General features: G+C 41.3%; 21 protein-coding genes. 11 read left to right on the top strand and 10 right to left on the bottom strand.

Annotation, left to right across the window (positions count from 1 at the left end; genetic code table 11):
* The first annotated feature begins 140 nt into the window (after positions 1 to 140).
* Both GUY17_RS19805 and rarD read left to right on the top strand, forming a co-directional pair.
* Positions 141 to 605 (top strand): thioesterase family protein, encoded by a 465-nt coding sequence (locus GUY17_RS19805; RefSeq protein WP_162024097.1) that lies wholly within the window; start codon positions 141 to 143, stop codon positions 603 to 605.
* A 125-nt stretch (positions 606 to 730) separates the two neighbouring features.
* Positions 731 to 1,639, top strand: a complete 909-nt coding sequence (rarD, locus tag GUY17_RS19810; RefSeq protein WP_101088519.1) for an EamA family transporter RarD — start codon at positions 731 to 733, stop codon at positions 1,637 to 1,639.
* Positions 1,640 to 1,753: 114 nt separating this feature from the next.
* Here the strand turns inward: rarD and argA are convergent, their stop codons facing one another.
* The 4 genes from argA to radC all read right to left on the bottom strand — a co-directional run bounded on the left by argA (position 1,754) and on the right by radC (position 4,767).
* Positions 1,754 to 3,073 carry an amino-acid N-acetyltransferase gene (gene argA / locus GUY17_RS19815; protein WP_011639235.1) on the bottom strand — a complete coding sequence of 440 codons (1,320 nt, stop codon included), beginning with the start codon at positions 3,071 to 3,073 and terminating at the stop codon, positions 1,754 to 1,756.
* 478 nt (positions 3,074 to 3,551) lie between these two features.
* On the bottom strand, positions 3,552 to 3,725 hold the full coding sequence (gene rpmG, locus GUY17_RS19820) for a 50S ribosomal protein L33 (protein ID WP_011494790.1): 174 nt from the start codon (positions 3,723 to 3,725) through the stop codon (positions 3,552 to 3,554).
* A 6-nt stretch (positions 3,726 to 3,731) separates the two neighbouring features.
* Positions 3,732 to 3,968, bottom strand: a complete 237-nt coding sequence (rpmB, locus tag GUY17_RS19825) for a 50S ribosomal protein L28 (protein ID WP_011639236.1) — start codon at positions 3,966 to 3,968, stop codon at positions 3,732 to 3,734.
* 121 nt (positions 3,969 to 4,089) lie between these two features.
* Positions 4,090 to 4,767 (bottom strand): DNA repair protein RadC, encoded by a 678-nt coding sequence (radC, locus tag GUY17_RS19830; RefSeq protein WP_101088520.1) that lies wholly within the window; start codon positions 4,765 to 4,767, stop codon positions 4,090 to 4,092.
* Between the two features lie 235 nt (positions 4,768 to 5,002).
* On the opposite strand from radC, the gene coaBC reads away from it, so the two are divergent.
* The 6 genes from coaBC to folE all read left to right on the top strand — a co-directional run bounded on the left by coaBC (position 5,003) and on the right by folE (position 12,475).
* Positions 5,003 to 6,199, top strand: coding sequence for a bifunctional phosphopantothenoylcysteine decarboxylase/phosphopantothenate--cysteine ligase CoaBC (coaBC, locus tag GUY17_RS19835; protein WP_162024427.1), 1,197 nt, complete (start codon positions 5,003 to 5,005; stop codon positions 6,197 to 6,199).
* A complete protein-coding gene (gene dut / locus GUY17_RS19840; protein WP_162024098.1) occupies positions 6,196 to 6,654 on the top strand; it encodes a dUTP diphosphatase in 459 nt (152 codons plus the stop codon). The genes coaBC and dut overlap by 4 nt, the downstream gene beginning before the upstream one ends.
* A gap of 35 nt (positions 6,655 to 6,689) precedes the next feature.
* Positions 6,690 to 7,283 (top strand): nucleoid occlusion factor SlmA, encoded by a 594-nt coding sequence (slmA, locus tag GUY17_RS19845; protein WP_011639240.1) that lies wholly within the window; start codon positions 6,690 to 6,692, stop codon positions 7,281 to 7,283.
* A 168-nt stretch (positions 7,284 to 7,451) separates the two neighbouring features.
* A complete protein-coding gene (locus GUY17_RS19850; RefSeq protein WP_254439944.1) occupies positions 7,452 to 9,404 on the top strand; it encodes a S9 family peptidase in 1,953 nt (650 codons plus the stop codon).
* 292 nt (positions 9,405 to 9,696) lie between these two features.
* Complete coding sequence (locus tag GUY17_RS19855) at positions 9,697 to 11,646, top strand: S9 family peptidase (protein WP_162024100.1); 1,950 nt, start codon at positions 9,697 to 9,699, stop codon at positions 11,644 to 11,646.
* Positions 11,647 to 11,824: 178 nt separating this feature from the next.
* Positions 11,825 to 12,475: a GTP cyclohydrolase I FolE gene (gene folE, locus GUY17_RS19860; RefSeq protein ID WP_101088524.1), complete on the top strand. Its 651-nt coding sequence runs from the start codon at positions 11,825 to 11,827 to the stop codon at positions 12,473 to 12,475.
* An 84-nt stretch (positions 12,476 to 12,559) separates the two neighbouring features.
* On the opposite strand, the gene pyrE is transcribed toward folE, so the two are convergent.
* A complete protein-coding gene (gene pyrE, locus GUY17_RS19865; protein WP_101088525.1) occupies positions 12,560 to 13,201 on the bottom strand; it encodes an orotate phosphoribosyltransferase in 642 nt (213 codons plus the stop codon).
* Between the two features lie 72 nt (positions 13,202 to 13,273).
* A complete protein-coding gene (gene rph, locus GUY17_RS19870; RefSeq protein ID WP_011639245.1) occupies positions 13,274 to 13,987 on the bottom strand; it encodes a ribonuclease PH in 714 nt (237 codons plus the stop codon).
* 177 nt (positions 13,988 to 14,164) lie between these two features.
* Here rph and GUY17_RS19875 point away from each other — a divergent pair, with 177 nt between their 5' ends.
* The 3 genes from GUY17_RS19875 to GUY17_RS19885 all read left to right on the top strand — a co-directional run bounded on the left by GUY17_RS19875 (position 14,165) and on the right by GUY17_RS19885 (position 18,105).
* Positions 14,165 to 15,028 carry a YicC/YloC family endoribonuclease gene (locus GUY17_RS19875; RefSeq protein ID WP_162024101.1) on the top strand — a complete coding sequence of 288 codons (864 nt, stop codon included), beginning with the start codon at positions 14,165 to 14,167 and terminating at the stop codon, positions 15,026 to 15,028.
* A 330-nt stretch (positions 15,029 to 15,358) separates the two neighbouring features.
* The gene (locus tag GUY17_RS19880; protein ID WP_162024102.1) at positions 15,359 to 16,567 is read left to right on the top strand and encodes a winged helix-turn-helix domain-containing protein; all 1,209 of its coding nucleotides are present in this window, start codon (positions 15,359 to 15,361) and stop codon (positions 16,565 to 16,567) included.
* A gap of 221 nt (positions 16,568 to 16,788) precedes the next feature.
* Complete coding sequence (locus GUY17_RS19885) at positions 16,789 to 18,105, top strand: anaerobic C4-dicarboxylate transporter (RefSeq protein ID WP_011639250.1); 1,317 nt, start codon at positions 16,789 to 16,791, stop codon at positions 18,103 to 18,105.
* A 412-nt stretch (positions 18,106 to 18,517) separates the two neighbouring features.
* On the opposite strand, the gene GUY17_RS19890 is transcribed toward GUY17_RS19885, so the two are convergent.
* The 4 genes from GUY17_RS19890 to GUY17_RS19905 form a co-directional block, all read right to left on the bottom strand.
* Complete coding sequence (locus GUY17_RS19890) at positions 18,518 to 18,994, bottom strand: hypothetical protein (protein WP_162024103.1); 477 nt, start codon at positions 18,992 to 18,994, stop codon at positions 18,518 to 18,520.
* On the bottom strand, positions 18,984 to 19,718 hold the full coding sequence (locus tag GUY17_RS19895; protein WP_162024104.1) for a hypothetical protein: 735 nt from the start codon (positions 19,716 to 19,718) through the stop codon (positions 18,984 to 18,986). The genes GUY17_RS19890 and GUY17_RS19895 overlap by 11 nt, the downstream gene beginning before the upstream one ends.
* A gap of 305 nt (positions 19,719 to 20,023) precedes the next feature.
* On the bottom strand, positions 20,024 to 23,179 hold the full coding sequence (locus GUY17_RS19900; protein ID WP_162024105.1) for a DUF3427 domain-containing protein: 3,156 nt from the start codon (positions 23,177 to 23,179) through the stop codon (positions 20,024 to 20,026).
* A gap of 115 nt (positions 23,180 to 23,294) precedes the next feature.
* Entirely contained in the window at positions 23,295 to 24,401 is a 1,107-nt protein-coding gene (locus GUY17_RS19905; protein ID WP_162024106.1) for a Fic family protein, read from the bottom strand.
* Positions 24,402 to 24,405 lie beyond the last annotated feature (4 nt).

The raw sequence follows: 24,405 nt of genomic DNA on the forward strand, positions 1-24,405 counted from the left end.
CCAAAACACCTTTGCGTTGTTTTCATCCAAGATAGATGATTGAGTCGACGCCACTTTAGGGTTAGATTAAATACTCTATGGCAGTAAGTCTCCCCCTATAAATAACAACGATAATAAGAATAAAACGACAAGGATTGCTCATGACCACATCTATTCAAACTCAAGCTTTACAGCAAGTTGCTGATATTTTTGATCAACATGTTCCATTTCATAATTTACTCGGTTTAGATATCAAACACTACGACATCAATGGGGTTGAAGTGGTGATAAAAATGAAACCCGAGCTTATCGGCAATATTCATCAAAATATTCTTCATGGTGGTGTCACTGCGACATTACTTGATGTTGTCGGCGGACTGACAGTATTTGCCGGGCTAGTTGCCAGTAGAGAAGATTGGACTCTTGAAGAATTACAACAACGCTTAACCACCTTAGGCACTATTGATATGCGGGTAGACTTTTTACGTCCCGGTCGGGGTGAAATCTTCACTGGCACTGGCACGGTTATTCGCTCTGGTAATCGTGTATCCGTTTGCCGGATGGAATTACACAATGAACAAGGTGTTCACATCGCATTTGGGACTGGCACATATATGGTGGGCTAAACGGTCATTATCGCAATATATAACTGACACTCTAGCGATAAAAGAAATCGCTTAAGCACTTGTGTCATTCTAGGGGGCGACCTACAATCGCCCTCTCTTTTAGTTCTCCCCACTGTTGACTTACTATGCCTGATTTAGAATATCGTAAAGGGGTGCTTCTCGCCATTTGCGCCTACACCATCTGGGGTATTGCCCCGCTTTATTTCAAGTTATTACATCATGTGCCTGCCACCGAAATATTAATGCACCGTGTCATTTGGTCATTTATATTCATGGTTATTTTGATGCAATTTATTGGTGGATTTAGCCGTTTACGTTTGATTTTAAAACAGCCCAAGCAATTATTAATATTGCTGATCACCTCAATATTAATTGCCGCTAATTGGCTGATTTTTATTTGGGCAGTCAACAACGACCACATGCTCGATGCTAGCCTAGGCTATTTTATCAACCCGTTGTTTAACGTCTTATTAGGAATGGTATTTCTGGGTGAGCGCTTGCGAAAATTGCAATGGGTTGCAGTGGCGTTGGCCAGTATAGGGGTACTAGTGCAGTTGATCTCTTTTGGCTCTATTCCGCTTTTATCATTAGCCTTGGCAGCCAGCTTTGGGTTTTATGGTTTACTGCGCAAAAAAGTTAATATTGACGCAAAATCAGGTTTATTAGTCGAAACAGCAATCTTGTTACCTATCGCTCTGGGTTATCTATTCATCACCTTAGACAGTTCGACAACGAGCATGCTAACCAACACTCTCGACCTCAATTTACTCCTAGTCGCTGCGGGTATTGTCACAACGATTCCGTTACTGTGTTTTGCTGGTTCCGCTGTCAGAATTCCATTTTCGATTTTAGGTTTTTTCCAATATATTGGCCCAAGTATCATGTTCATCTTGGCGGTAAAACTGTTTAATGAACCGTTTGATATAGAAAAAGGCATTACCTTTGGATTTATTTGGGGCGCGTTAGTTATCTTTGTTGGCGACATGATATTGCAACGTCAACGACGTAACGCCTTAGCCAAAGCGTCAGCATAATAAGCTCTACAATGGGAAAATGAAGTCACTCAAAGCACTGATGCTTCACCCACAAAAAAGCCGAATGATTTTATACTCATCCGGCTTTTTTATGTGTTAACGGCCTTGTTACTTCTACAAATCTAACGCAAGAATTTTTGAACGACGCTGGTAGTTATACAGCTGTTTTTTCTTATTAGGCAGTTCTTCAACATCAACAATATTAAAGCCATGCTCTAAAAACCAATGGATACTACGGGTCGTTAACGCAAATAGACGTGAATAACCCCGCACGCGAGCTTGGCCAATAATGTTATTAAGCAAAATGCTACCACGATCAGCATCGCGATAATCAGGATGAACCACTAAACACGCAAACTCACCCGCATTGTCTTCTTCAAACGGATACAAAGCTGCACAACCAATCACTAAGTTGTCGCGCTCAACCAGCATAAACTGTTCAATTTCCATCTCGAGTTGCTCGCGTGAGCGACGCACCAAAATGCCTTGCTCTTCCAATGGGCGAATAAGGTTTAAGATACCGCCTATGTCGCTAATAGTCGCCCTACGTAAACGTTCGGCGCTTTGGGTAACAATTTGAGTACCAATCCCTTCGCGTGAAAACAACTCTTGCAGTAACGCACCATCTTCTAAATAACTGACTAAGTGGCAACGAGGTACACCTCGGCGGCATGCTTCAATACTGGCTTTTAAGAATGCAACGGTGCCAACTGAAGTATGGTCATCTACAGCCATCGTCTTGAGCATTTCTTCAATATCGTCCGGCATCAGCTCGGCAATCACTTCACCATTTTTACCGATAAGACCGTTGGTATCACTAAAACCAATAATCTTATCGGCCTTTAACTTAATCGCTACTTGGGTCGCAACTTCTTCAGCGGTCAGGTTAAAGCTTTCACCTGTAACAGAAGCGGCAATTGGCCCCATTAATACAATACCGTTATTATCTAATTGACGACGTAAGCCTTGCGCATCAATACGGCGCACCTTGCCACTTAAACAAAAATCGACACCGTCATCTACACCTAATGGTTGTGCAATAACAAAATTACCACTCACAAGGTTTATTTGCGCATTTTGCATTGGCGTATTGCCTAAGCTCATCGACAACCTAGCAGTAATATCAAATTGAGTCGCCCCAGCAACCTGCTTGATAATCTTCAGGGTTTCATCATCGGTAATACGAATACCATTATGATATGCCGGTTCAATTCCAGCCGCCTTTAAACCTGCGTCAATCTGTGGTCTTGCTCCATAAACTAATACCACCTCAATCCCAAGTGAATGCAACAAAGCCACATCATTTAAAATACCGCGGAATTGTGGGTGCGCTAATGCTTCACCACCCAACATAACGACAAAAGTTTTACCTCTATGAGCATTAACATAGGGTGCAGAATGACGAAATCCATCAACTAATTCAGTGGTTCTCACGGGCAAATTCACCTCGGTATAGGTTTGATGTTCATTAATGACGATGACAATAAATGCCACATGACGGTTTGCTGTATCAAAAAAGAATGGTATTGCATTTTAATTCACTTTTAAAGCATTTTATTTCACTTTAAGTAAAACACAGTGTCTCAATTTATTATGAAAAAATCATTACAGCCAAAAAGTTAGCTTGTTTTAGCCGTTAATAATACTTTACGCATTTAATTATGATATTTGCATCACATCTGTATAGCAATATTTCAACATAATGGCGATATCACCATGCGGAAATGGCTCAATAAAATCCAATGACATTAGCCATGTACCTCGTGACATAAACAACTGCTGTATAGACTAAATTCAGAACCTGACTAACGGTGTTTACTCAGCTGATTATTGTTCGATTCAGTATAGACTATTTTCAAACAGGCATAAAAAAAGCCCCAATTAAGGGGCTTTTTTAAGAATCAAAAATCAATTACTTGATTTTAGCTTCTTTGTACATAACGTGCTGACGAATGACTGGATCAAATTTCTTGATTTCCATTTTTTCAGGCATGTTACGCTTGTTCTTTTCAGTAGTGTAGAAGTGACCAGTTTTAGCACTAGATACTAATTTGATCTTCTCACGATTACCTTTAGATTTAGCCATTTTCTATTATACCTTCTCGCCACGGGCACGAAGTTCTTTAACAATCACTTCAATACCTTTCTTGTCGATAATACGGATACCTTTAGTAGATACACGTAATTGCACGAAACGCTTTTCTTCTTCTAACCAAAAACGGTGGTTTTGTAGGTTAGGTAAAAAACGACGACGAGTCGAATTTTTTGCGTGCGAACGGTTGTTACCAACCATTGGCTTCTTGCCAGTTACTTGGCATACTCTTGACATGTCAATCTTCTCCAAAACAAATTTTTAACGCTCGAGCATTAATGTGCCTCGTATGGCCGTCGCCCGAGGCACAAAGAGGGCGCATTTTATACACGATTGACCATAGAAGATCAAGCAGTGTTTATACAATCCACCCACGCTCGGCAAAGGAGACTATCTCCTGATCACCTACAACCATATGATCTAACAAAGAAACATCTATGGTTGCCAATGCATTTTTTATTCGCTCAGTTATTCGCCGATCAGCCTGACTTGGCTCTGCAATGCCAGACGGGTGATTGTGACACACGATTACCGCTGCCGCTTTTTTCTCCAAAACAAGGCTTACAACCTCGCGAGGATAAACAGAAGCAGAATCGATGGTGCCACGAAATAATTCTACAAATTGAATGACTCTATGTTGGGTATCCAACAATAGTAAGGCGAACACTTCATAGGATCGGTCTGCCAATTGTCTCATTAAATAGTCCCGAGTTAAATCAGGATTTGTCAAAATCTGCCCTCTTTGTAGGTTTTCATGGGCAATTCGCTTAGAAATTTCCGCTGCAGCCTGTAATTGAGCATATTTTACCGGCCCAACACCGGCTAATTTACATACTTGGCTTTTAGGTGCGCTCAGTAAACTGCGCAAACCACCAAACTGATTAATCATGTTTCGGGCTAAATCGACCGCATTTTGCCCTGCCAGACCATTACGTAATATCACCGCAAGCAATTCTGCATCCGAAAGATGCCCTGCACCTTTGAGCAATAATTTTTCTCGCGGTCCTTCTCCTTGTGGCCAATCTTTAATTCCCATGAATGTCCCTTATATTCAATGTGGCGATGCCATTAAACGCATTAAGTCGACTCTGAATAACAAAAACAACACAGAATCAGCAAGCACAGTACCAATAACGAATTGTTGTCTTTTTCAAAAATAGAGTTCGAATTGATTACACAGTATGGTCGATATTTTTGAGATTGGATCTGCGCAAATTGTCATAGGTTTGTGATATTGTTAGCCGCAATTAGGTTTGAGTCGGATAATGTGCATCATGCTGACAAATAAAAAAGTATTACTCGGAATTGGTGGCGGTATTGCCGCATATAAAAGTGCAGACTTGATCCGCCGATTAAAAGAGCGTGGCGCAGACGTGCGTGTCATCATGACTCAGAGCGCGATGGAGTTTATCACCCCATTAACCATACAAGCGCTCTCAGGCCATCCAGTAGCCTCAGATTTGCTCGATCCCGCAGCAGAGGCGGCTATGGGTCATATCGAACTCGCTCGTTGGGCTGATGTTGTATTGCTTGCACCTGCTACGGCAAATTTAGTGGCACGTATTAATGCCGGCATGGCAGATGACTTGTTAACAACCACCTGTTTAGCGACCAGCGCCCCCGTCATTGTTTGCCCTGCAATGAACCAGCAAATGTACCAAAATATTGCGACCCAAGAAAACATGGCTAATTTAGCCCGTAAAGGCTTTACCATTTGGCAACCCGCCTCAGGTAATCAAGCATGCGGTGAAGTCGGCCCTGGCAGAATGCAAGAACCCGTGGTTATGGCAGAACAACTGATACAATTTTTTGGCCCCAAGATATTACAAGGTCATCAGTTACTCATTACCGCAGGGCCAACGCGTGAAGCGATTGACCCAGTGCGCTATATCTCCAACCACAGCTCAGGAAAAATGGGTTTCTCTATAGCCCAAGCAGCTGCGGAAATGGGCGCAACCGTCACATTAGTCTCAGGTCCGGTTAATCTAGCCACCCCAGCAGGTGTTATACGCATTGATGTGGGTTCAGCACAACAAATGCTTGATGCTGTGATGGAACAGGTTGAACAACATGATATTTTTATTGGTTGCGCCGCAGTAGCTGATTATCGGATTGCTGACGTTGCGGATCAAAAAATAAAAAAATCGGCTGAACAAATGCAACTTGCGCTAGTGCGGAATCCTGATATCTTAGCCACGGTAGCTCAGCACACTCCTCGTCCATTTACTGTAGGCTTTGCAGCAGAAACCAACGATGTAGAGCAATACGCCCGTGGCAAACTTCAACGCAAAAAGCTTGATATGATTGCCGCCAATGATGTTTCTATTCAAGGCTTAGGCTTTAATGCCGATAGCAATGCACTACAGGTATTTTGGCAAGACGGCAGCCAACAACTGCCCGCAACAGACAAGCTGACACTGGCGCGCCAATTACTTACATTGATAGAAAAACAATTAAAAAAATCATGAAAACACCCATTGAACTAAAAATTATCGACTCACGTATAGGCAGTGAATTCCCATTGCCAGCTTATGCGACACCCGGTAGCGCAGGCATGGATTTACGTGCCATGATCGACACAGTAATGGTCATTGAGCCAAGTCAAACTGTATTGATTCCAACAGGTATCGCCATTCATGTGGCAGACCCAGGCCTTGCCGCTGTGATTTTACCGCGCTCAGGCATGGGCCATAAACATGGCATTGTTTTGGGTAATCTAGTCGGCTTAATTGACTCCGATTACCAAGGACAGTTAATGGTGTCATGTTGGAACAGAAGTGATAAACCATTTACTCTCGAAATTGGCGATCGATTAGCCCAATTGATGTTTGTACCCGTTGTACAGGCAACGTTTACCGTAGTGGATGAGTTTAATAGCTCAGATCGTGGAGAAGGCGGTTTTGGTCATTCAGGCACCAAATAACCTTTTCAAGTAGTCACTGAGCCAAGGAACAGATAATGGCTGAAAGCCCTAAAATAAATCGTCGTGAGCATATTTTACAATGCTTAGCACAAATGCTCGAAACCAGCCCAGGTCAACGTATAACAACAGCAAAGCTCGCAGCCGAAGTGGGCGTGTCAGAAGCTGCTCTGTATAGACACTTCCCCAGTAAAGCGCGGATGTTCGAAGGCTTAATCGAATTTATTGAAGATGCGATTTTATCACGCTTAAACATCATCATGGACGAAGAAAAAGACACCATGACCCGCTGCCAGTTGGTACTACACCTGCTATTAGTATTTTCTGAACGTAACCCAGGCATCTCAAGGGTGCTTAATGGCGATGCCTTGCTAGGTGAAAACGAGCGTTTACGCAGTAGAATTGACGTATTATTTGCCAAAATAGAAACACACATCAAACAAATTCTACGTGAAAAAACCTTGCGTGAAGGCGTAGGCTTTAATATCGATGAAGCTATTTTAGCTAACTTGTTGCTAGCCTTTGCAGAAGGACGTATTTCACAATTTGTCCGCAGTGAGTTTAAACAAAAGCCAACACAACACTTTGATGAACAGTGGACGTTTATTCAACAGCAATTGTTAAGAAGTTAATATCGCATCAATAAAGGATGCTAGTTCGGTCCTTTTGCTGCCAATGCTACTGACTCTTCCTTTACCCTTAAACCGTATCAGATCGAATATTTATACCACATAAAAACGAAGTAAGAACGAACGATTAAACAAGGATGTCTCATGATTTTCACCAAATACCTAACCATTATGTTACTTGTCTGTGGTGGCCTATTCACCCATGCATTTGCAGCAGAAAGCCTTTCTACTGCACGACTATTTAGCCGAGGGGCTGAATTTAGTAATGTAAAAATATCTCCAACAGGCGACTATATTAGTGCAATAACCAAACATAATGGTAAAGACAAGCTACTAATATTAAATGCAAAAACAAAACAAATACATCACGCGATATTTTTCCCTGGCAATGCCCAAGTTGGTAATTACGCTTGGGTCAATAATGAAAGAATCGTACTGCAAAAAGAATATTTAAAAGGTTGGAGTGACGTACCGCTGTATTATGGTGAGCTAATGGCTGTTAATGCCGATGGCTCAAGAGCAACTTACCTTTTTGGTTTTAATAGCGGCGAGCAACAAACTGGTTCACATCTGAAGAAAAATACCCCCATAAGAGCAACGGCATTTATTTTAGATCCCCTTCCCGATGACGACCGCTATATGCTCGTCAATGCAATCCCATGGAATGAGTCTAATTCTTTAAACTATGAATTATCACAGACTGTATACCGTGTAGATTTATACAAAGGGTTCCGCAGAAAAGTCACCACTTCGCCTATAGGTTACTCTCGATTTTTAACCGATCACGATGGTGAAGTACGCTTTGTTGCAGGCGAAGATGAAAACAACATAACAAAAGTATTTTATCGTCAAGACCGCGAATGGCTTAACACCGATAACCTCAAACTCAATTTGGATGATTTCTACCCAATATCTTTTGCCGAAAATAAAAACAGTATTTATGCAGCGGCTCGGGTAAAAGGCGAAACCTTAGGGATTTATGAAATCAATCTAGAAACAGGTGAAAAAACGAAAATTATTAAAGATGACAAAAGTGATCCCAGTAATTACTGGATAAACCAAGCTACCAAAAAACTCTATGCAGTTGAATTTGAAAATGGTTATCCGTCTTACGCTTTCGTCAATCCAGAAGACAGTCATTCAAAATTGCTAAAGCAGTTGCTCGCATCATTACCTGGCCATCAAGTTCGTATTGTTAGCGAAACTCGTCATTCAGAAAAACTCATCGTGGTGGCATTTAACGATCGAAATCCCGGTGATTATTATATATTTGATACCAAGGCCATCACACTCCAACACTTAGCCTCTGCCAAGAAATGGCTCGACCCAGCGCGAATGTCAGAAGTGAAGCCAATTAGTTTTACCAGCCGTGACGGTAAAGTCATTAGCGGTTATTTAACATTACCTTATGATAAAGAAGCGAAAAACCTCCCTCTTGTAGTCAATCCCCATGGTGGTCCGCATGGAGTAAGAGATGAATGGGGTTTTAATACTCAAAACCAAATGCTAGCAAATCAAGGGATGGCTGTATTACAAGTCAATTTCCGTGGTTCAGGTGGCTTTGGACAAAACTTTGAACAAGCTGGATTCCAAAAATGGGGTTCAGAAGTACAATATGACATTCTCGATGCCACTCATTATGTCATTGAGCAAGGTTATGTAGATAAAAACCGTATCTGTATTTCTGGTGGTAGTTTTGGTGGTTATAGTGCATTGCAAAGCGCAATACTTGAACCCGATCTGTTCAAATGCGCTATCGGTTTTGCAGGGATTTATAATTTAGAACTGATGTTCGATGAAGGAGATATTGCAAATAGTGCTTCGGGTACTAGTTACCTTAAAAATGTTTTAGGTCAAAATAGTGAAGTACTAAGGGCGATGTCTCCCTCAGAAAATGTAGATAAGCTTAAAGCAAACTTGCTTCTAGTACATGGCGGTGACGATGAACGAGCGCCTATTGAACAACTAGAATCACTAGAAAAAGCCCTTAAAGCACATGATTATCCCTATGAAAAACTGGTGATGGATGATGAAGGCCATGGTTTCTACAATGATGACAATCGTGCCCAATATTATGAAAAAATGCTTCTATTTCTTAAAAAGAACCTAAACATTAAATCGTAATGAGCTAATGAGCTAATGAGCTAATGAGCTAATGAGCTAAAAAATATTATATCAACAAGCCGATACCCGGCAAACGGGGTCGGCTTTTTTTGTACCTGCGTTATGACTTTCAAGCAAATTCAACCGCGCAAAGAGGCCAACCAAACGGGTATCAACATAAATTGGAAGTCGTAATATACGTCCATATTTCCACCTCATCTCAATGAATAAATAATGAGTACGTATTGCTCCGACCACTTGAATTAAATACAATACCGTTACATTTTTAACATTAATTACACGGACTGTATTTATGCTGCGCATTTTATACCTCACATGTTGTTTGCTCGTTCTATTTACCACCCACACTTTTGCGGCTCCGCAAATTAAAGACTTCAGTGCCGATTCAGAGTTTTCTGAAGTCAAAATATCTCCAGATGGGGAGCACCTCGCGGTTATTCTCATTGAAGATGAAAAGCGCACCTTGCTCATCCTAAACCTTGAATCCATGAAACCGACTTATGCGGTCAAATTTAGTGGTGATGAAGAAGTGGGCCGCTATTATTGGGTCAATGATGAGCGGATTGTATTACAAAAACTCTATAAGCATGCCCAGCGTGAAGTGTCAGATTATTATGGTGAGTTACTCGCTGTAAATTATGATGGCAGCAAATCTAAATACCTGTTTGGTTATAATGGCGGCAGCTCGACAGGAACGAGTATTTCAAATAATGAAGCTATTCGCGCAAGTGCATTTGTTTTAGATACTTTAAAAGATGATGACAAATACATTTATGTCATGGCCTTTCCTTGGAATAAACAAAATTATGCATATACCCTTGTATATCGCGTCAACGTCTATTCAGGTAAACGTAAACGCCTCACAACTTCACCTATCGCAAATGCAGGCTTCCTTGTTGATAATAAAGAAGACGTTCGCTTTAGCTTCGCCAGAGATAAGAAAAACGATGATCAACTCTTCTATTATGAAAATGGTGAATGGGTTGATGCTGAAAGAATTAAGGGCGGGCTAACCGATTTCTACCCTATTTCGTTCACCGAAGACAACAAATCAATTTATGCTATTGCTCACGGTGAAGGCACGACTAGCGCTATTTACGAAGTCGAACTCGCTACAGCTAAACATAAAAAAATCATCCAACATGATGTTGTCGATCCATTCATGACTTGGGTGAGCGACCAAACAAACGCTCTCTACGCGGTAGAGTTTGAAAATGGTTATCCTGAGTATCGCTTTGTCGATACTGAAAGCGATAAAGCAAAAGCATTACAACAGCTAATGGCTGCGATTCCTGATCACCGTATTCGTATTGTCAGTGAAACTGTTGACGGTAATACCCTTATTGTTATGGCAATGAATGACAAAAACTCTGGCGACTATTACTTATTTGACCGTAAAAAGCTTAAACTCAAATTCTTATTTGCTGAGAATGCAAAACTAGAACCTAGCGAAATGTCAGAAGTACGTCCCATCAGTTTTACCAATCGCGATGGCGTCACTATTCATGGCTATTTAACATTACCCGTCGGCATGAAAGAACATAAAAATATGCCTCTCGTGGTTAATCCACATGGCGGCCCACATGGCCCGCGCGACTTATGGGTATTTAACCCAGAAAACCAACTGTTAGCGCAAAATGGCATCGCCGTGTTACAAGTTAACTTCCGTGGTTCTGGTGGATATGGTAAAGCGTTTGAAGAGTCTGGCTACCTCGCTTGGGGCAGTAAAATTCAATACGATATTATCGACGCGACTCAATATGTCATCGATCAAGGCTATGCCGACAAAGATAGAATATGTATTTCGGGTGGCAGCTTTGGCGGATACTCAGCATTGATGAGCCCGATGTTAGCGCCAGACATGTTCAAATGTGCCGTTGGTGTTGCCGGTGTTTATGATTTAGAGCAAATGTACAAAACGGGCGATGTACCCGACTCTTATGGTGGTGAGGCATACTTAAAAGACGTATTGGGTACAGATATCCAACAACTACGTGCAATGTCGCCAACTCACAATGTTAATAAACTGAAAGCTAAAGTGCTATTAATTCATGGTGAAGAAGATGAGCGTGCGCCAATTGAACAGTTTGAAGCAATGGAAAAAGCCTTAGAACAAGCTAACTATCCATTTCAGAAAGAGATTTGGAGAAAAGAAGGCCATGGCTTCTTTAATGCCGAAAACCGTGCAAAATATTATGACATCATGCTTAAGTTCATCAAAGAGAACCTAAACGTAAAGTAGATATCGCTTAAGCGTTTAACCACAAAAAGCCGATACCCGACTAACGGGGTCGGCTTTTTTGTTACCTACAGTATTAATTTAGCGCAAATCGCGTTATTCTCCTCGTCCCTTAACGGGCGCCCAAGTGGGTATTAACGTACACTCATATAAACAGTGATATCGAGTAGTTGGAGGATATATGGCACTCAGTGAAGCCGCAATAAAAGTACAAGCAGCACTAAAAGACCGTGGGCTAGAAACCCCGATGTTGCCAAAAACTTCCACGCCTGAACAACGTAAAGTCAAAATTGAACATCATATGCGTGAAATTTTGACCTTAATGTCACTCGACCTAACCGACGACAGCTTGGCTGATACTCCACGCCGCATTGCAAAAATGTATGTCGACGAAATCTTCTCAGGGCTTGATTACGAAAACTTCCCTAAGATCACGGTTATCGAAAACAAAATGGGTGTTGATGAAATGGTGCGTGTACAAGACATCAGTCTTACCAGCACCTGCGAACACCATTTAGTGACCATAGATGGCTTCGCAACGGTGGCCTATTTGCCACGCACAAAAATTATTGGCTTGTCTAAAATCAATCGTATCGTGCGCTTCTTTTCCCAACGCCCACAAGTACAAGAGCGCCTAACCCAACAAGTGTTAGTGGCACTGCAAACCCTACTTGAAACCAAAGACGTTGCGGTAAAAATGGATGCGGTGCATTACTGCGTTAAATCTCGCGGTGTCATGGACTCAACCAGTTCAACTACCACTACAGCACTTGGCGGTATTTTTAAATCAAACCCAGCCACCCGCGCCGAGTTTTTACACCAAGTAAAATAATGTGTGTAAATAACACGCAAATAAAAATGCAGCCACCTAATTTCATAATATAGGGGCTGCATTTTTGTTTAAATCTGAATAAGATTAAATGCCGTATTGCTCACGATACGCGCTAACTGAAGCAAGTTCTGCTTCCATACCCGGCTTTTCAGACAAGTAACTGATTAAATCAGCAAGCTTAATAATCGACACAATTTGACAGCCAAAATCGCGTTCCACTTCTTGAATTGCCGACAACTCGCCTTTGCCTTTTTCTTGGCGATCTAATGCAATCAACACACCCGCAAGTTGAGCATTGTGGGCATTAATAATTTCCATCGATTCGCGAATAGCGGTACCAGCGGTGATAACATCGTCCACCAGCATGACTTTGCCTTTTAACTCGCTGCCCACCAAACTGCCACCTTCACCGTGGGTTTTGGCTTCTTTACGGTTAAAGCAGTAAGGAATATCCACATCGTGATGATCGCACAAGGCAACAGCTGTGGTTGTCGCAATCGGAATACCTTTATACGCTGGGCCAAATAACAAATCGAACTCAATACCCGAGTCCATTAACGCCGCAGCATAAAAGCGACCTAAACGCGCTAAGTCTTTACCCGTATTGAACAATCCAGCATTGAAAAAGTACGGGCTCGTACGGCCAGATTTAAGGGTAAACTCACCAAAACGTAATACTTGGCGGGCTAAAGCAAACTCAATAAATTCGCGTTGATAGGCTTTCACGGTTATTCCTCTTTCATCAAATTTTAGATTAAAAAAAAGGACCGTAATCGGTCCTCATTTTTCAACAGCATATTAACTTAAAGCCGCTTTTTGCACATCGACAATTTCGCGAATACTGTTTTTAGCTAACACTAACAACTCAAGCAACTCTTCATGGCTAAATGGTTCGCCTTCTGCAGTTCCTTGAATTTCAATAATCTTACCGGTTTCTGTCATCACAACGTTCATGTCAGTTTCAGCAGCACTGTCTTCAATGTATTCTAAATCACTGATCGCTTCGCCTTTGTAAATACCAACACTCACAGCAGCAATTAAAAACTTAAGTGGGTTAGCTTTAATAATGCCTTTACCGCGAGCCCAGTTAAGCGCATCAACTAACGCCACACAAGCACCAGTAATAGCCGCAGTACGCGTACCGCCATCGGCTTGAATCACATCACAATCGATAACGATAGTGTTTTCACCTAACAACTTCATGTCTACAGCTGCACGTAATGCACGGCCAATTAAACGTTGAATTTCTTGAGTACGGCCAGACTGCTTACCACGAGCCGCTTCACGGTCCATGCGGCTGTGAGTTGAACGCGGTAACATACCGTATTCAGCAGTTACCCAACCTTGGCCTTGGCCTTTAAGAAAGCGCGGCACGCCTTCAGTGAAACTTGCTGTACATAATACTTTTGTGTCGCCAAACTCAACTAAAACAGAGCCTTCAGCATGTGCAGTAAAAGAACGCGTAATAGTGATAGGGCGAGTTTGAGCTGGTGTACGGTTACTTGGGCGCATGAAAAGTCCTGTAGTCGAATTCATATCATATTTGAGCCCATATTATAGAGCTTCACGCCGTTAGATGCCATGGTAAGCAGCGATAAGCCACAAATCTATCGACTAATCCTTTAATCCCATCCGCTAAAACGGCTATAATCAACTCACATTCGCGTAAATAACATAACAGGACACTTCATGATCCAAAGCATGACAGCCTACGCTCGTATCGAGCACAAAGCACAATGGGGCACCGCCTCATGGGAAATCCGTTCAGTCAACCAGCGCTACTTAGAAACCTACCTGCGCCTACCTGAGCAGTTTCGCAGCTTTGAACCTGTCTTACGCGACCGCTTACGTAAACGCCTTAATCGCGGCAAAATCGAAGTTAATTTACGTTATGAACTCGCCGACAACAGCAGTAATGAATTACAACTGAATCAAGATTTAGCCAAACAGCTATTAAGTGCAGCAAACTGGTTAAAACAAGAAGCCGGACAAGGCGAACTCAGCCTAACAGATATACTGCGCTGGCCTGGCGTGCTATCCGCAGCAGAGCAAGATATGGATAGTGTAGGTGCCGATTTAATGATCGCGTTCGACAGTGCCATCGATCAGTTTATCGAAGCTCGCGGCCGTGAAGGTGAAGCGATTAAAGACATGCTACTGACCCGTTTAGACGGCGTAATGGAGCAAGTGAAGGTTGTGCGTGAACACATGCCAACGGTAATGCAGTATCAACGAGACAAATTAACTAACCGCTTAGCCGATATTGCTGGTGAATTAGACCCTGCCCGTATCGAGCAAGAAATGGTGTTATTAGCGCAAAAGCAAGATGTTGCCGAAGAAATGGACCGCCTTGAAGCTCACGTAGCTGAAGCTCGCCGCATCCTTAAAAAAGGGGGCAGCGAAGGCCGCCGTCTAGACTTTATGATGCAAGAGTTTAACCGCGAATCAAATACCCTAGCCTCAAAATCAATCAGCGCAGAAATCACTTCTGCTGCAGTTGAATTAAAAGTATTGATTGAGCAAATGCGCGAGCAGATCCAAAACGTCGAGTAAGCTTAAAGCTTGGATGTAGTAACATTAAGCCCAGCATTTGCTGGGCTTAATTTTTTGGATTTTAGGTTTGGATTTTTCAGCCAACACTGAATATGTTAATGAGTAAACAGCTCAGGCTTACACGCTGCAACCGTTAAAATACAATTTATGCGCTATAACCGTTAAGGTGAGATTTACACGTTAAAGCGTGTGAAAAATATCAACATTCTCTCGCCGTCATTTATAGAGACCTATCATAAACAGCGAGATGTACACTACTATAAAATTCGACCTACAATGGCACTTATCCTCGTGTTTTAATTTGTTTACCCATTTAATATAGGGCGCTTAATGACCAATCCCTACTCAGCTAAACAGTGGCTCCAACTCAATATGCAACAACAAGGTTTATTACAGCCTTTGGAGTCATTGCCAAAGCTTATCCAGCAATTAAGTTATGTGCAAATTGACTCTATTAATGTGGTCGAACGCGCGCATCATCATGTATTACACAGTCGTCTGCCCGAATATTCTGCCACCATGTTAGATGCAGCAATGAGCGATAAAACCGTGTTTGAGTACTGGTCCCATGCGGCTGCTTATCTGCCTATTGAAGATTACCGTTTTAGCCTGTATCGCAAACAGCAATTACAACAAGGTGGTAAGCATTGGTTTGAACCCGAACATAAAGTCATGCGTGAAGTTAAAGCCCGTATTAGTGCCGAAGGTCCATTAAAAGCCAGTCAGTTCACCCATGAATCAGACACTAAAAATGGCACTTGGTGGGATTGGAAACCAGCTAAAAAAGCGCTTGAGCAGTTGTTTATGCAAGGCGAGTTAATGGTTGCTAGGCGCGACAAGTTTCAAAAAGTGTACGACTTAACCGAGCGAGTACTACCCAAGCATACCGACACCACAGTGCCTAGCGATACAGAATTTGCCCAACACTTGATTCAGCGTTATTTATCGGCGCATGGTTTTGGTAATTTGCAGCAAATACAATATTTACGCAAAGGACTTAAACCGCTACTCAGCCAAACCTTAGCGCAACTGTGCGAACAAGGTGATATCGCCAGCTTTACTGACTCCAGTTCCAATACACAACACGTTTACTTCTACCAACCTACGCTCACCTTGCCCACTGCTATTCCCAATAAAGTCTGGCTACTTAATCCGTTTGATAATTTAGTCATTCAACGCCAAAAGCTTAGGCAATGGTTTGGGTTTGATTACCAAATAGAAGTGTATGTGCCTGAGGCTAAACGCCAATTCGGTTACTATTCACTGCCCATTCTATGGCGTGACGGTTTTGTTGGCCGCGTGGATGTAAAAGCCGACCGTAAAAACCAATGTTTGTTACTGCAAAACCTGCACATTGAAACGAGCACATTGACGAACCAACATGATGAATTAAATGACAAAACACATTTTGTTGCTGCGTTAATCGAGGCCATTGATCACTACTGCACATTCAACCACTGCCAGCGTTGGCAGCTAATACAATGTAACGATAAAACGATTGCCAAAATGTTACTCAAAGCAAGTCAACAGAGTAGTTAACTGCATACTCTGTACTTCGAATACAGCTCCCTTCCCCTACAAAAGTGACGCAACACAATATATGCAGCGGTATGTAATGTTGTTCACGTTTTAAACATTTATTATCACACCCAATTCAATAGCTTGAGTTACGTCACTAACCCCAAAGATGTAGTGGGATACCTTCAAAAGGCTAAAAATAATAACAACCTACATAAAAACCTACGCGGGGAGAAAACACGATGTTTTATATACACATGCTGCTGTTATTAGCGGTGATATTTGTTGGTATTCGCCATGGCGGTATCGCCTTTGGTTTATTGGGCGGGTTAGGTGTTTCGGTACTCGCATTTGTATTTGGCGTTGCACCAGGTGCGCCACCTATCAGTGTAATGTTAATTATTCTAGCCGTAGTGGCGGCTTCGGCGACGTTAGAGGCCACTGGCGGCTTAAAGCTGTTAGTAAAGTTTGCTGAAAAACTATTACGTAAACATCCTGAGCATATCGTCTTTTTAGGCCCGCTATGTACCTATTCATTAACCGTTCTGGTTGGTACGGGTCATTCTGTTTATCCCCTTCTTCCTGTAATTTACGATGTGGCGTACAAAAAAGGCATCCGCCCAGAACGTCCATTAGCCATGGCAACTGTAGCATCACAAATGGGTATTACTGCCAGTCCAATTGCAGCAGCAGCAGCAGTTGTACTTGCCACTGCTGTTGATAATAATCTAGATATTAACTTACTTGATGTACTCATGGTGACCATTCCCGCCACACTAACAGGCTTACTAGTAGCGTGTACCTGGAGCTTAAAGCGCGGTAAAGATTTAGATAAAGATGAAGAGTTTCAGGCACGTTTAACAGATGATGAGTTTCGTGAAGCATTAACCGACCCAAAAGCAGATGAGGTGCAAACACCCCAGGCCGAATCGACAGCAAAGAAAGGCTTAACAGTATTTTTACTGGGCATATTTGCCGTTATCATGGTGGCGATGTTTAGTAAGCAAATACTACCTGCTGGCGTCAGCATGTCGGTAGCGATTCAGTTTATGATGCTGTCAGTCGGTGGAGTAATTTTACTCGCCACCAATATCTCCCCGAAAAAAATTGTCACCAGTAACGTGTTTACCGCCGGTATGACTGCGGTCATTATCATTTTTGGTATTGCATGGATGAGTGACACCATTATTGAGCACCATAAAACCTATTTAGTGAGTGCGGTAAGCGACATTGTCAGCGTGTATCCATGGACATTTGCTATCGCGATGTTTGTGTCGTCTATCTTCTTAAAAAGTCAGGCTGCGGTATTAACCATTATGTTGCCATTAGGGTATTCACTCGGTATTCCAGCACCAGTATTAATTGGTGTACTGCCAGCGTGTTATGCCTACTTCTTCTTCCCATTCTACCCAAGCGATTTAGCGGCAATTAGTTTTGATAGAACCGGCACCACCCACATTGGTAAATATGTACTCAACCACAGCTTTATTATTCCAGGCTTTATTGGCGTAGTAACCGCAACATTTGTGGGTTACTTTATATCGATGGCTATTAACTAGCCCTAGCTAGCGCTTTGGCTTTGAGCTAAGAACTAAAGTGATAAACCGCTAGTGAATTGACCCAAATAAGTTACTAGCATCAATAAGAATGGCAGCCAAAGTGGCTGCCATTTTTGTGTTTAATCATTGAGAACCTAAAGACCGATGAACTAAAAACGAAGACCTAGAAAACTACAATTATCTGATGAGTTATCGACAGGTTCATGGGTTAATCCGCCCACCATATCGCCATCTGCAACACGCAAAAATCCATCCATGAGACTTGGAGAAAAGATCTTGTCTGATCAATCGCAAAAGCGAAAATATCTAGGCTAGAACAAGTCTGCTTCAAAGCAATACTGAATTTAATGTCAAACATCCCCACAAAAGTTGAGCCGTTGAGTATTAGTTTGCATCAAAAACGCTGAAAATGTCATTTATCACTTTGAATATAAATAGGATTGTCATATTCGGTCTTGTTATTTATATACTTACAAAAACCGCCTGTCGTATTTTGTGTTTCAAACTCTAAAAAATGAGGTTTTACAGACTCACTTTTATCACTTGGAATAACATAATATGAACTAATTGATTTTATTGGTGAATATATCTTATCTTCATATTTGAAGATGACATACTCCAAATATTCCGCACTACTCACTCCTGTTTCAAAGTACCCCCTAATTACTGGAACTCTGTAATCTATTCCTTCGCACCTAGCATGTATAACAGCAATTAACTGTAAGTCATTTGACGCCTGACGGTTTATAATTACTTCAGCAGCACCTTCAGAGGGAGAATATAACAAATACTCTTGATCAGTCCACTCAGATAATCTGAACTCATTTGCATTTAGTGAAAATGAAGTTAAAAATACTATAAAAAAATAAAAGCCTTTATTAAAAAACATCTTTAAATACCTTTCTTCTTAATAAATCAGTTAAATTATCATGACGTTTATTGTAACTTGTTGTCTTACTATTAATGACTTTAGTAATACTATCCGTAACCATTCGACTTTCCCCTATATCTGCTTTTCTATAAAGCTGATGTTCCAGCCAGAATATTAGAGCAGATCTTACTGCAAATTTGGGTTGTAGTAATAAATCGGGGGTTGCGACAAAATCGACACTTGCACTCCACAAGTTATTATGCTTTGTTTTCATTGAAATATAATTTGATTTCCCGGTTAATTGAAGCATACCTCTACCTCTATATTTCCAGCCGTCACCAGACTCTACACTGCCATTACCCATTCGATTCGCATATGCATGATTTGCAATAGCTTCGATATCCGCTTTTTTATTAGTAGCCTTGTTATATGCGTGATCTTTTGCATCAGAAGGAGTTCGTCCATAATGTGAGAATATAGATATCAAAGCCATTTCGTTGTAATTAAGATTCTCCTCTAAGTTGAATTTACCTCCAACTTCATGCATTACTTGAGCGATAAAGTGACACATTCTTAATTCTGTATTAAGTTGACACTTATTAACGTTATAATTCAACTCTTCAGCCACTTCACTTAATAGTTTATCGCTCACATTGTGTTCGCTTTTCCAAATAGCTCTAAGGTGCGATAAACTCAGAGTTTGATTTTCAACTCTATTTGAAGACTTATATATAGACATCATCAATTCCTTTTGTACTAACTATTTACATATAATTTGTAAACCCACTTTAATTTAAATAGGATACGACAGGATTACATTTGAGTATATAATCTTCAATAATGACGAAGCATTCCTGAATACACCCCAAATAATAACCCCCAAATATCTTCACTCTAAAGTTAATACGACTTAAATACTATTGAAGTTATTAATACGAAATATCCCAATTATCAACATGTTTCCTAAAACGATACACCGTAAACTCATCCATGGAGCTTGACGAAAACATCCTATTTTCAACGGCAGAAGAGGACGATAAGGTTAGCTTATCCTACTGCTAATTTTGCTGCTTCATGCCACATAGCGTCCGGCATAGGCGTCATTAACTTCCAGGTTATATTCATCGGTTGTGAACCGGAGTGTTTAACATATTTCACAAGACCAAAATTGACAAAACCCATGGTGCGGCCGTTTTCATCTTTTGCTTGCTCGCGCACAAACAAAATCAATTTACGGCCCTCTTTTTCATGCTCTATATAGCCCAAGCCTCTACCATATTCGGGTCTTGCGCTATTTTGAGATTGCCAATGGAATAGCGACTCATTGATCGCGTAATCATGGTACATGGTGGTTGGTGAAAATTGTTTGACTGACTTTTTCAAGGTCACAAACAGTAATTCAACATTAAGCGCTTTAAGGACTAAAACGCCTTCTCTTGCGGTTGATTTTCTGTCAAAAGAACTTGCGCCACTAGCAGCGAGTATTTGCTCCCTGGTATATCTTGAATGCACTTTTAAAGAAGATATTGCAGCGATATGCATTTCAAGTTCATTATGATGTATACGCTCAATAAGTAACGATATGACATCGAGGAGTTCAGCTCGTAATTTAGCATGTCTCAAAGCTGCTACACTTTGTGTAAGGCTGGCAAAACCTAGCTCGGCACCCGACTTATCCCAAAAGTTATAATGGCACGCTAATGCAAATTGGCGCTGAGTTGCATTGGTATCGTCGAAGCTGAAATTATCGATAATTAGCTGCTTTAAAAACTGTAAATATGAGATAGAACTGCAAGCGAACAAATGATTATTTATCGCGCGATAGTAGGCTTTAGCCAGACTCGTATCTAAATTTGGCTCATTTATTTGATTTCTATTTGCGCTCTCAACGAGTTCTAGCCAACTCATTTTTAGCTTATAAATATCTTCTAAATTAACATTTGGGTTAAAACGTAAAAAATTAACCAAGCTTAAGGTAAGCGTACTTTGGTGCTCGAAATTATTGATCAGCTGTCGCAACCTGCTAACATTCATGGTTGCACGGCTAATATTTCGTAAAATCATTGCCTGAGTCTGTTCTTCTAACTCGATTCGACAACCTAATGGCAAATGAGGAAAGTCATTGGTTATCTCATCTTTAATCGATTGATTCGTTTTACCAACCAGCGCGCGAAACTTTTGTGAAAAGTCATATTCATCACGGGAGTTACCGACAAAATCCAATACGGTACAACACTGTTTGTTATCAGTTAATCGTAGTCCTCGCCCTAGCTGCTGTAAAAAAATGGTTAAGCTTTCGGTTGGACGTAAAAACAATAATGTATCAACGTCTGGAATATCGACACCTTCATTAAAAATATCCACCACACACAAAATGTGTACATGACCGCTGATTAAACTCTGGCGTTTTTGTTGCCGCTCATGACTATTATCACTGGTGAGCACATCCGCACTAATACCGGCTAAGTTGAACTTCTTCGCCATGTATTCTGCATGTTCTTTGCTGACACAAAACGCCAAAGCTTTTATCTGACCAATGTCAGTGACCGTGTCATTAAGGCTTCTAATAATGCGCTCAACTCTTTGTTCATTATGAGTATATAAATGACTTAGCTCTGCAATATCATATCGCCCTTGATGCCATTTAATTTTGCGAAGGTCGGTATCATCATCAATAGCAAAGTATTGGAAAGGACATAAATAGCGCTGATTGATTGCTTCGGGCAAACGAATTTCTGCAGCTATTACCCCACAAAAGTCATCCAGAATGTTTTGCCCATCATGACGCTCTGGCGTGGCTGTTAACCCCAATAAAATCTTGGGTGAGAAATGCGCTAATAATCCTCGATAACTACTGGCTGCAATGTGATGAACTTCATCTATCACAATATAATCATAAAAATCAGTGGTGAGCGATAAGCTTGATAATTGCAGGTTTAAGCTTTGTATCGAAGCAAACAAGTGCCGGTAGCTATTAGGCTTGTGCTCAGCAACCCACAATTCACCAAACTGATTATTCTTCAATACACCACGGTACGCAGACAATGCTTGCTTAAGAATTTCTTGTCGATGAGCCACGAATAAGAAATTAGCTACTGGATGCAGTTTATAAAAACGGGCAAAATCAAACGCTGAAATAAGCGTTTTACCAGTGCCCGTAGCTGCAACTACTAGATTTTTATACCGCTGATGAATACTACGCTCAACATTTAACTGCTCAAGAATCTCTCGCTGATGTGCAAAAGGTTTTATATCAAAATGAAAGGTACTGCTTTCGCTATAGCTACCTTTAGCCTCACGCAATGCTTCATGAAGTTTGTTTTTAGCTTCAATATTGCCATCAAATAATTCAAATTCACTCGATTGCCAATATGACTCAAAGGTGTTGAGGGATTTATCGATTATGTGAGGAATTTCTTGAGTGGTTATTTTTAAATTCCATTCAAGACCACTGGTCAACGCAGAATGCGATAAATTCGATGACCCAATATAACCGGTATGAAATCCTGTATTGCGCAAAAACAAATAAGATTTCGCATGCAGGCGCTCGCGCTTGGTGTTGTAACTCAATTTAACTTCGGTGTTAGGTAGGCTCGCTAAAAACTCGACCGCTTTAGCATCTGTTGCCCCCATATAAGATGTCGTGATGATCCGCAGGGTTTTGCCACTTCTAGTGAATTCTTCAAGCTCATTTTTAAAAATCCGAATGCCAGCCCACTTAATAAAAGACACTAACCAATAAATTTTATCTGCTGAGCGGATCTCACGCTTTAACTCTGTGTCTAAAGAAATTCCGGCGTTGCTACCACAAAAAAGTTCGCTTTGGCTTAATCCTGTTAGCGGATAAATGGCTTTAGTAAACGCAGGAAAGTCCGTCGATATGGGATTTTTTTTATCAAATAGCGCTGTTAATATACGGCCTTTACTATCGAGTAAGTTTTCAGTGATCAATTGATCATCTTGAACATGATCTTTCAACCACAACACTAACTTATTTGCCAAACCGATTTGCTCAGTGAGTTGATTGTCTCCGCTAGGGATTGCACCAATGGCACTCTCCATTATCTTGGTCAAAAACCTCGATAGCCAAACACTGGCCTCAGCGCTTTCTAATGGCCGCTCACCTAAATAGAACACATCACGATTGATGCTTTTATCTATTAGTTGAGTAATAAGCTTTTCATAAATACCAACTTGTTCCATGTCAGATAGGCCTTTTGAAAGTGACAACGCTAAGAATATACCATAGCAATAAGAGCATATTACGACTAAGAATAATATTATTTATCAATAAAATGCTTACAGAACAACGATTAAATTAGCGCACCAACACATACCTTGTGCTTCTGCCGCCCGCGCCAGTTTTGGCTAAACACTGTTGTTCGACTAGTTGAGCTAAATGTCGGGTGGCGGTGGCGCGGCTGACTTTAGCGACTTTTTGATACTGGCTACTACTGATCCCATCATTAAAGTCACCATCAAGTAATCTATTTAGCACTTTCACTTGTTCTGTGGTTAACGCTGGAGTGAGTAAGCGTTGGTCCACTCGACGCCAAAATTGGGTTTTAGCAGTAGTTTGCTCAATGCTATTGAGCGTGTGTTGAATAGCGTCATTTAAGGTGTCTAAAAACCACAGCAGCCAAGGTGTGATATCTAAGCCACCTTGCTGGGTAGACTCTAATATTGCGTAATAGGCTTTGCGTCGCTCAAGAATACTAACTGACATTGTGTAAAAATGAATAGAACGATGCTCAGCTTGCGCGAGTGCTAAGTCGGTGAGTAAACGCGTTATACGTCCATTACCATCATCAAGCGGGTGCAAGGTGACAAACCACAAATGGGTGATGGCTGCGCGCACGAGCGGGTCGACATTAGGTTGATTTCGCGATTGATTAAACCACTCAAAAAACTGCGTTAAGTTAAGATCTAGTGTATTGCGTGGAGGCGCTTCAAAATGCACTGTAGGTTTGTCTAAACGGCCAGATACTACTTGCATAGGTTCATTACCACGTAACTTACCGCCAACAACAGGATTAAACCCCGTTTGGTTTTCTGGAAATAACATTGAATGCCAACCTAGAATCCGCGTTAAACTCAGCGGATGTTGCCAGTTTTGTAGCGCATCTAAGGTGATATCTGCTAAACCATCAGTTTGCGTCGTGGTGGGATAAGGTTTTTCTTCACTCACGCCAAGCTTATTCGCCAAAGAGGAACGTACAGAAAATGCGTTAAGCTTTTCTCCTTCAATAGCACTTGAATAAACGATATTGGCCAGCATGGTATCGAGTGTCCATTGACTAGCGGATTCAGAACCTATTTTACCCAGCAGCAAACCCTGGTTAAATTGAATTTGCCTCAATAGTGCACTTATACGAGCATTATCCCATACAAACTCTGGCCATTCTTGCTGTTGCCAAATCCACATATTA

It is taken from the genome of Shewanella sp. Arc9-LZ, assembly GCF_010092445.1.
GTDB lineage: Bacteria > Pseudomonadota > Gammaproteobacteria > Enterobacterales > Shewanellaceae > Shewanella.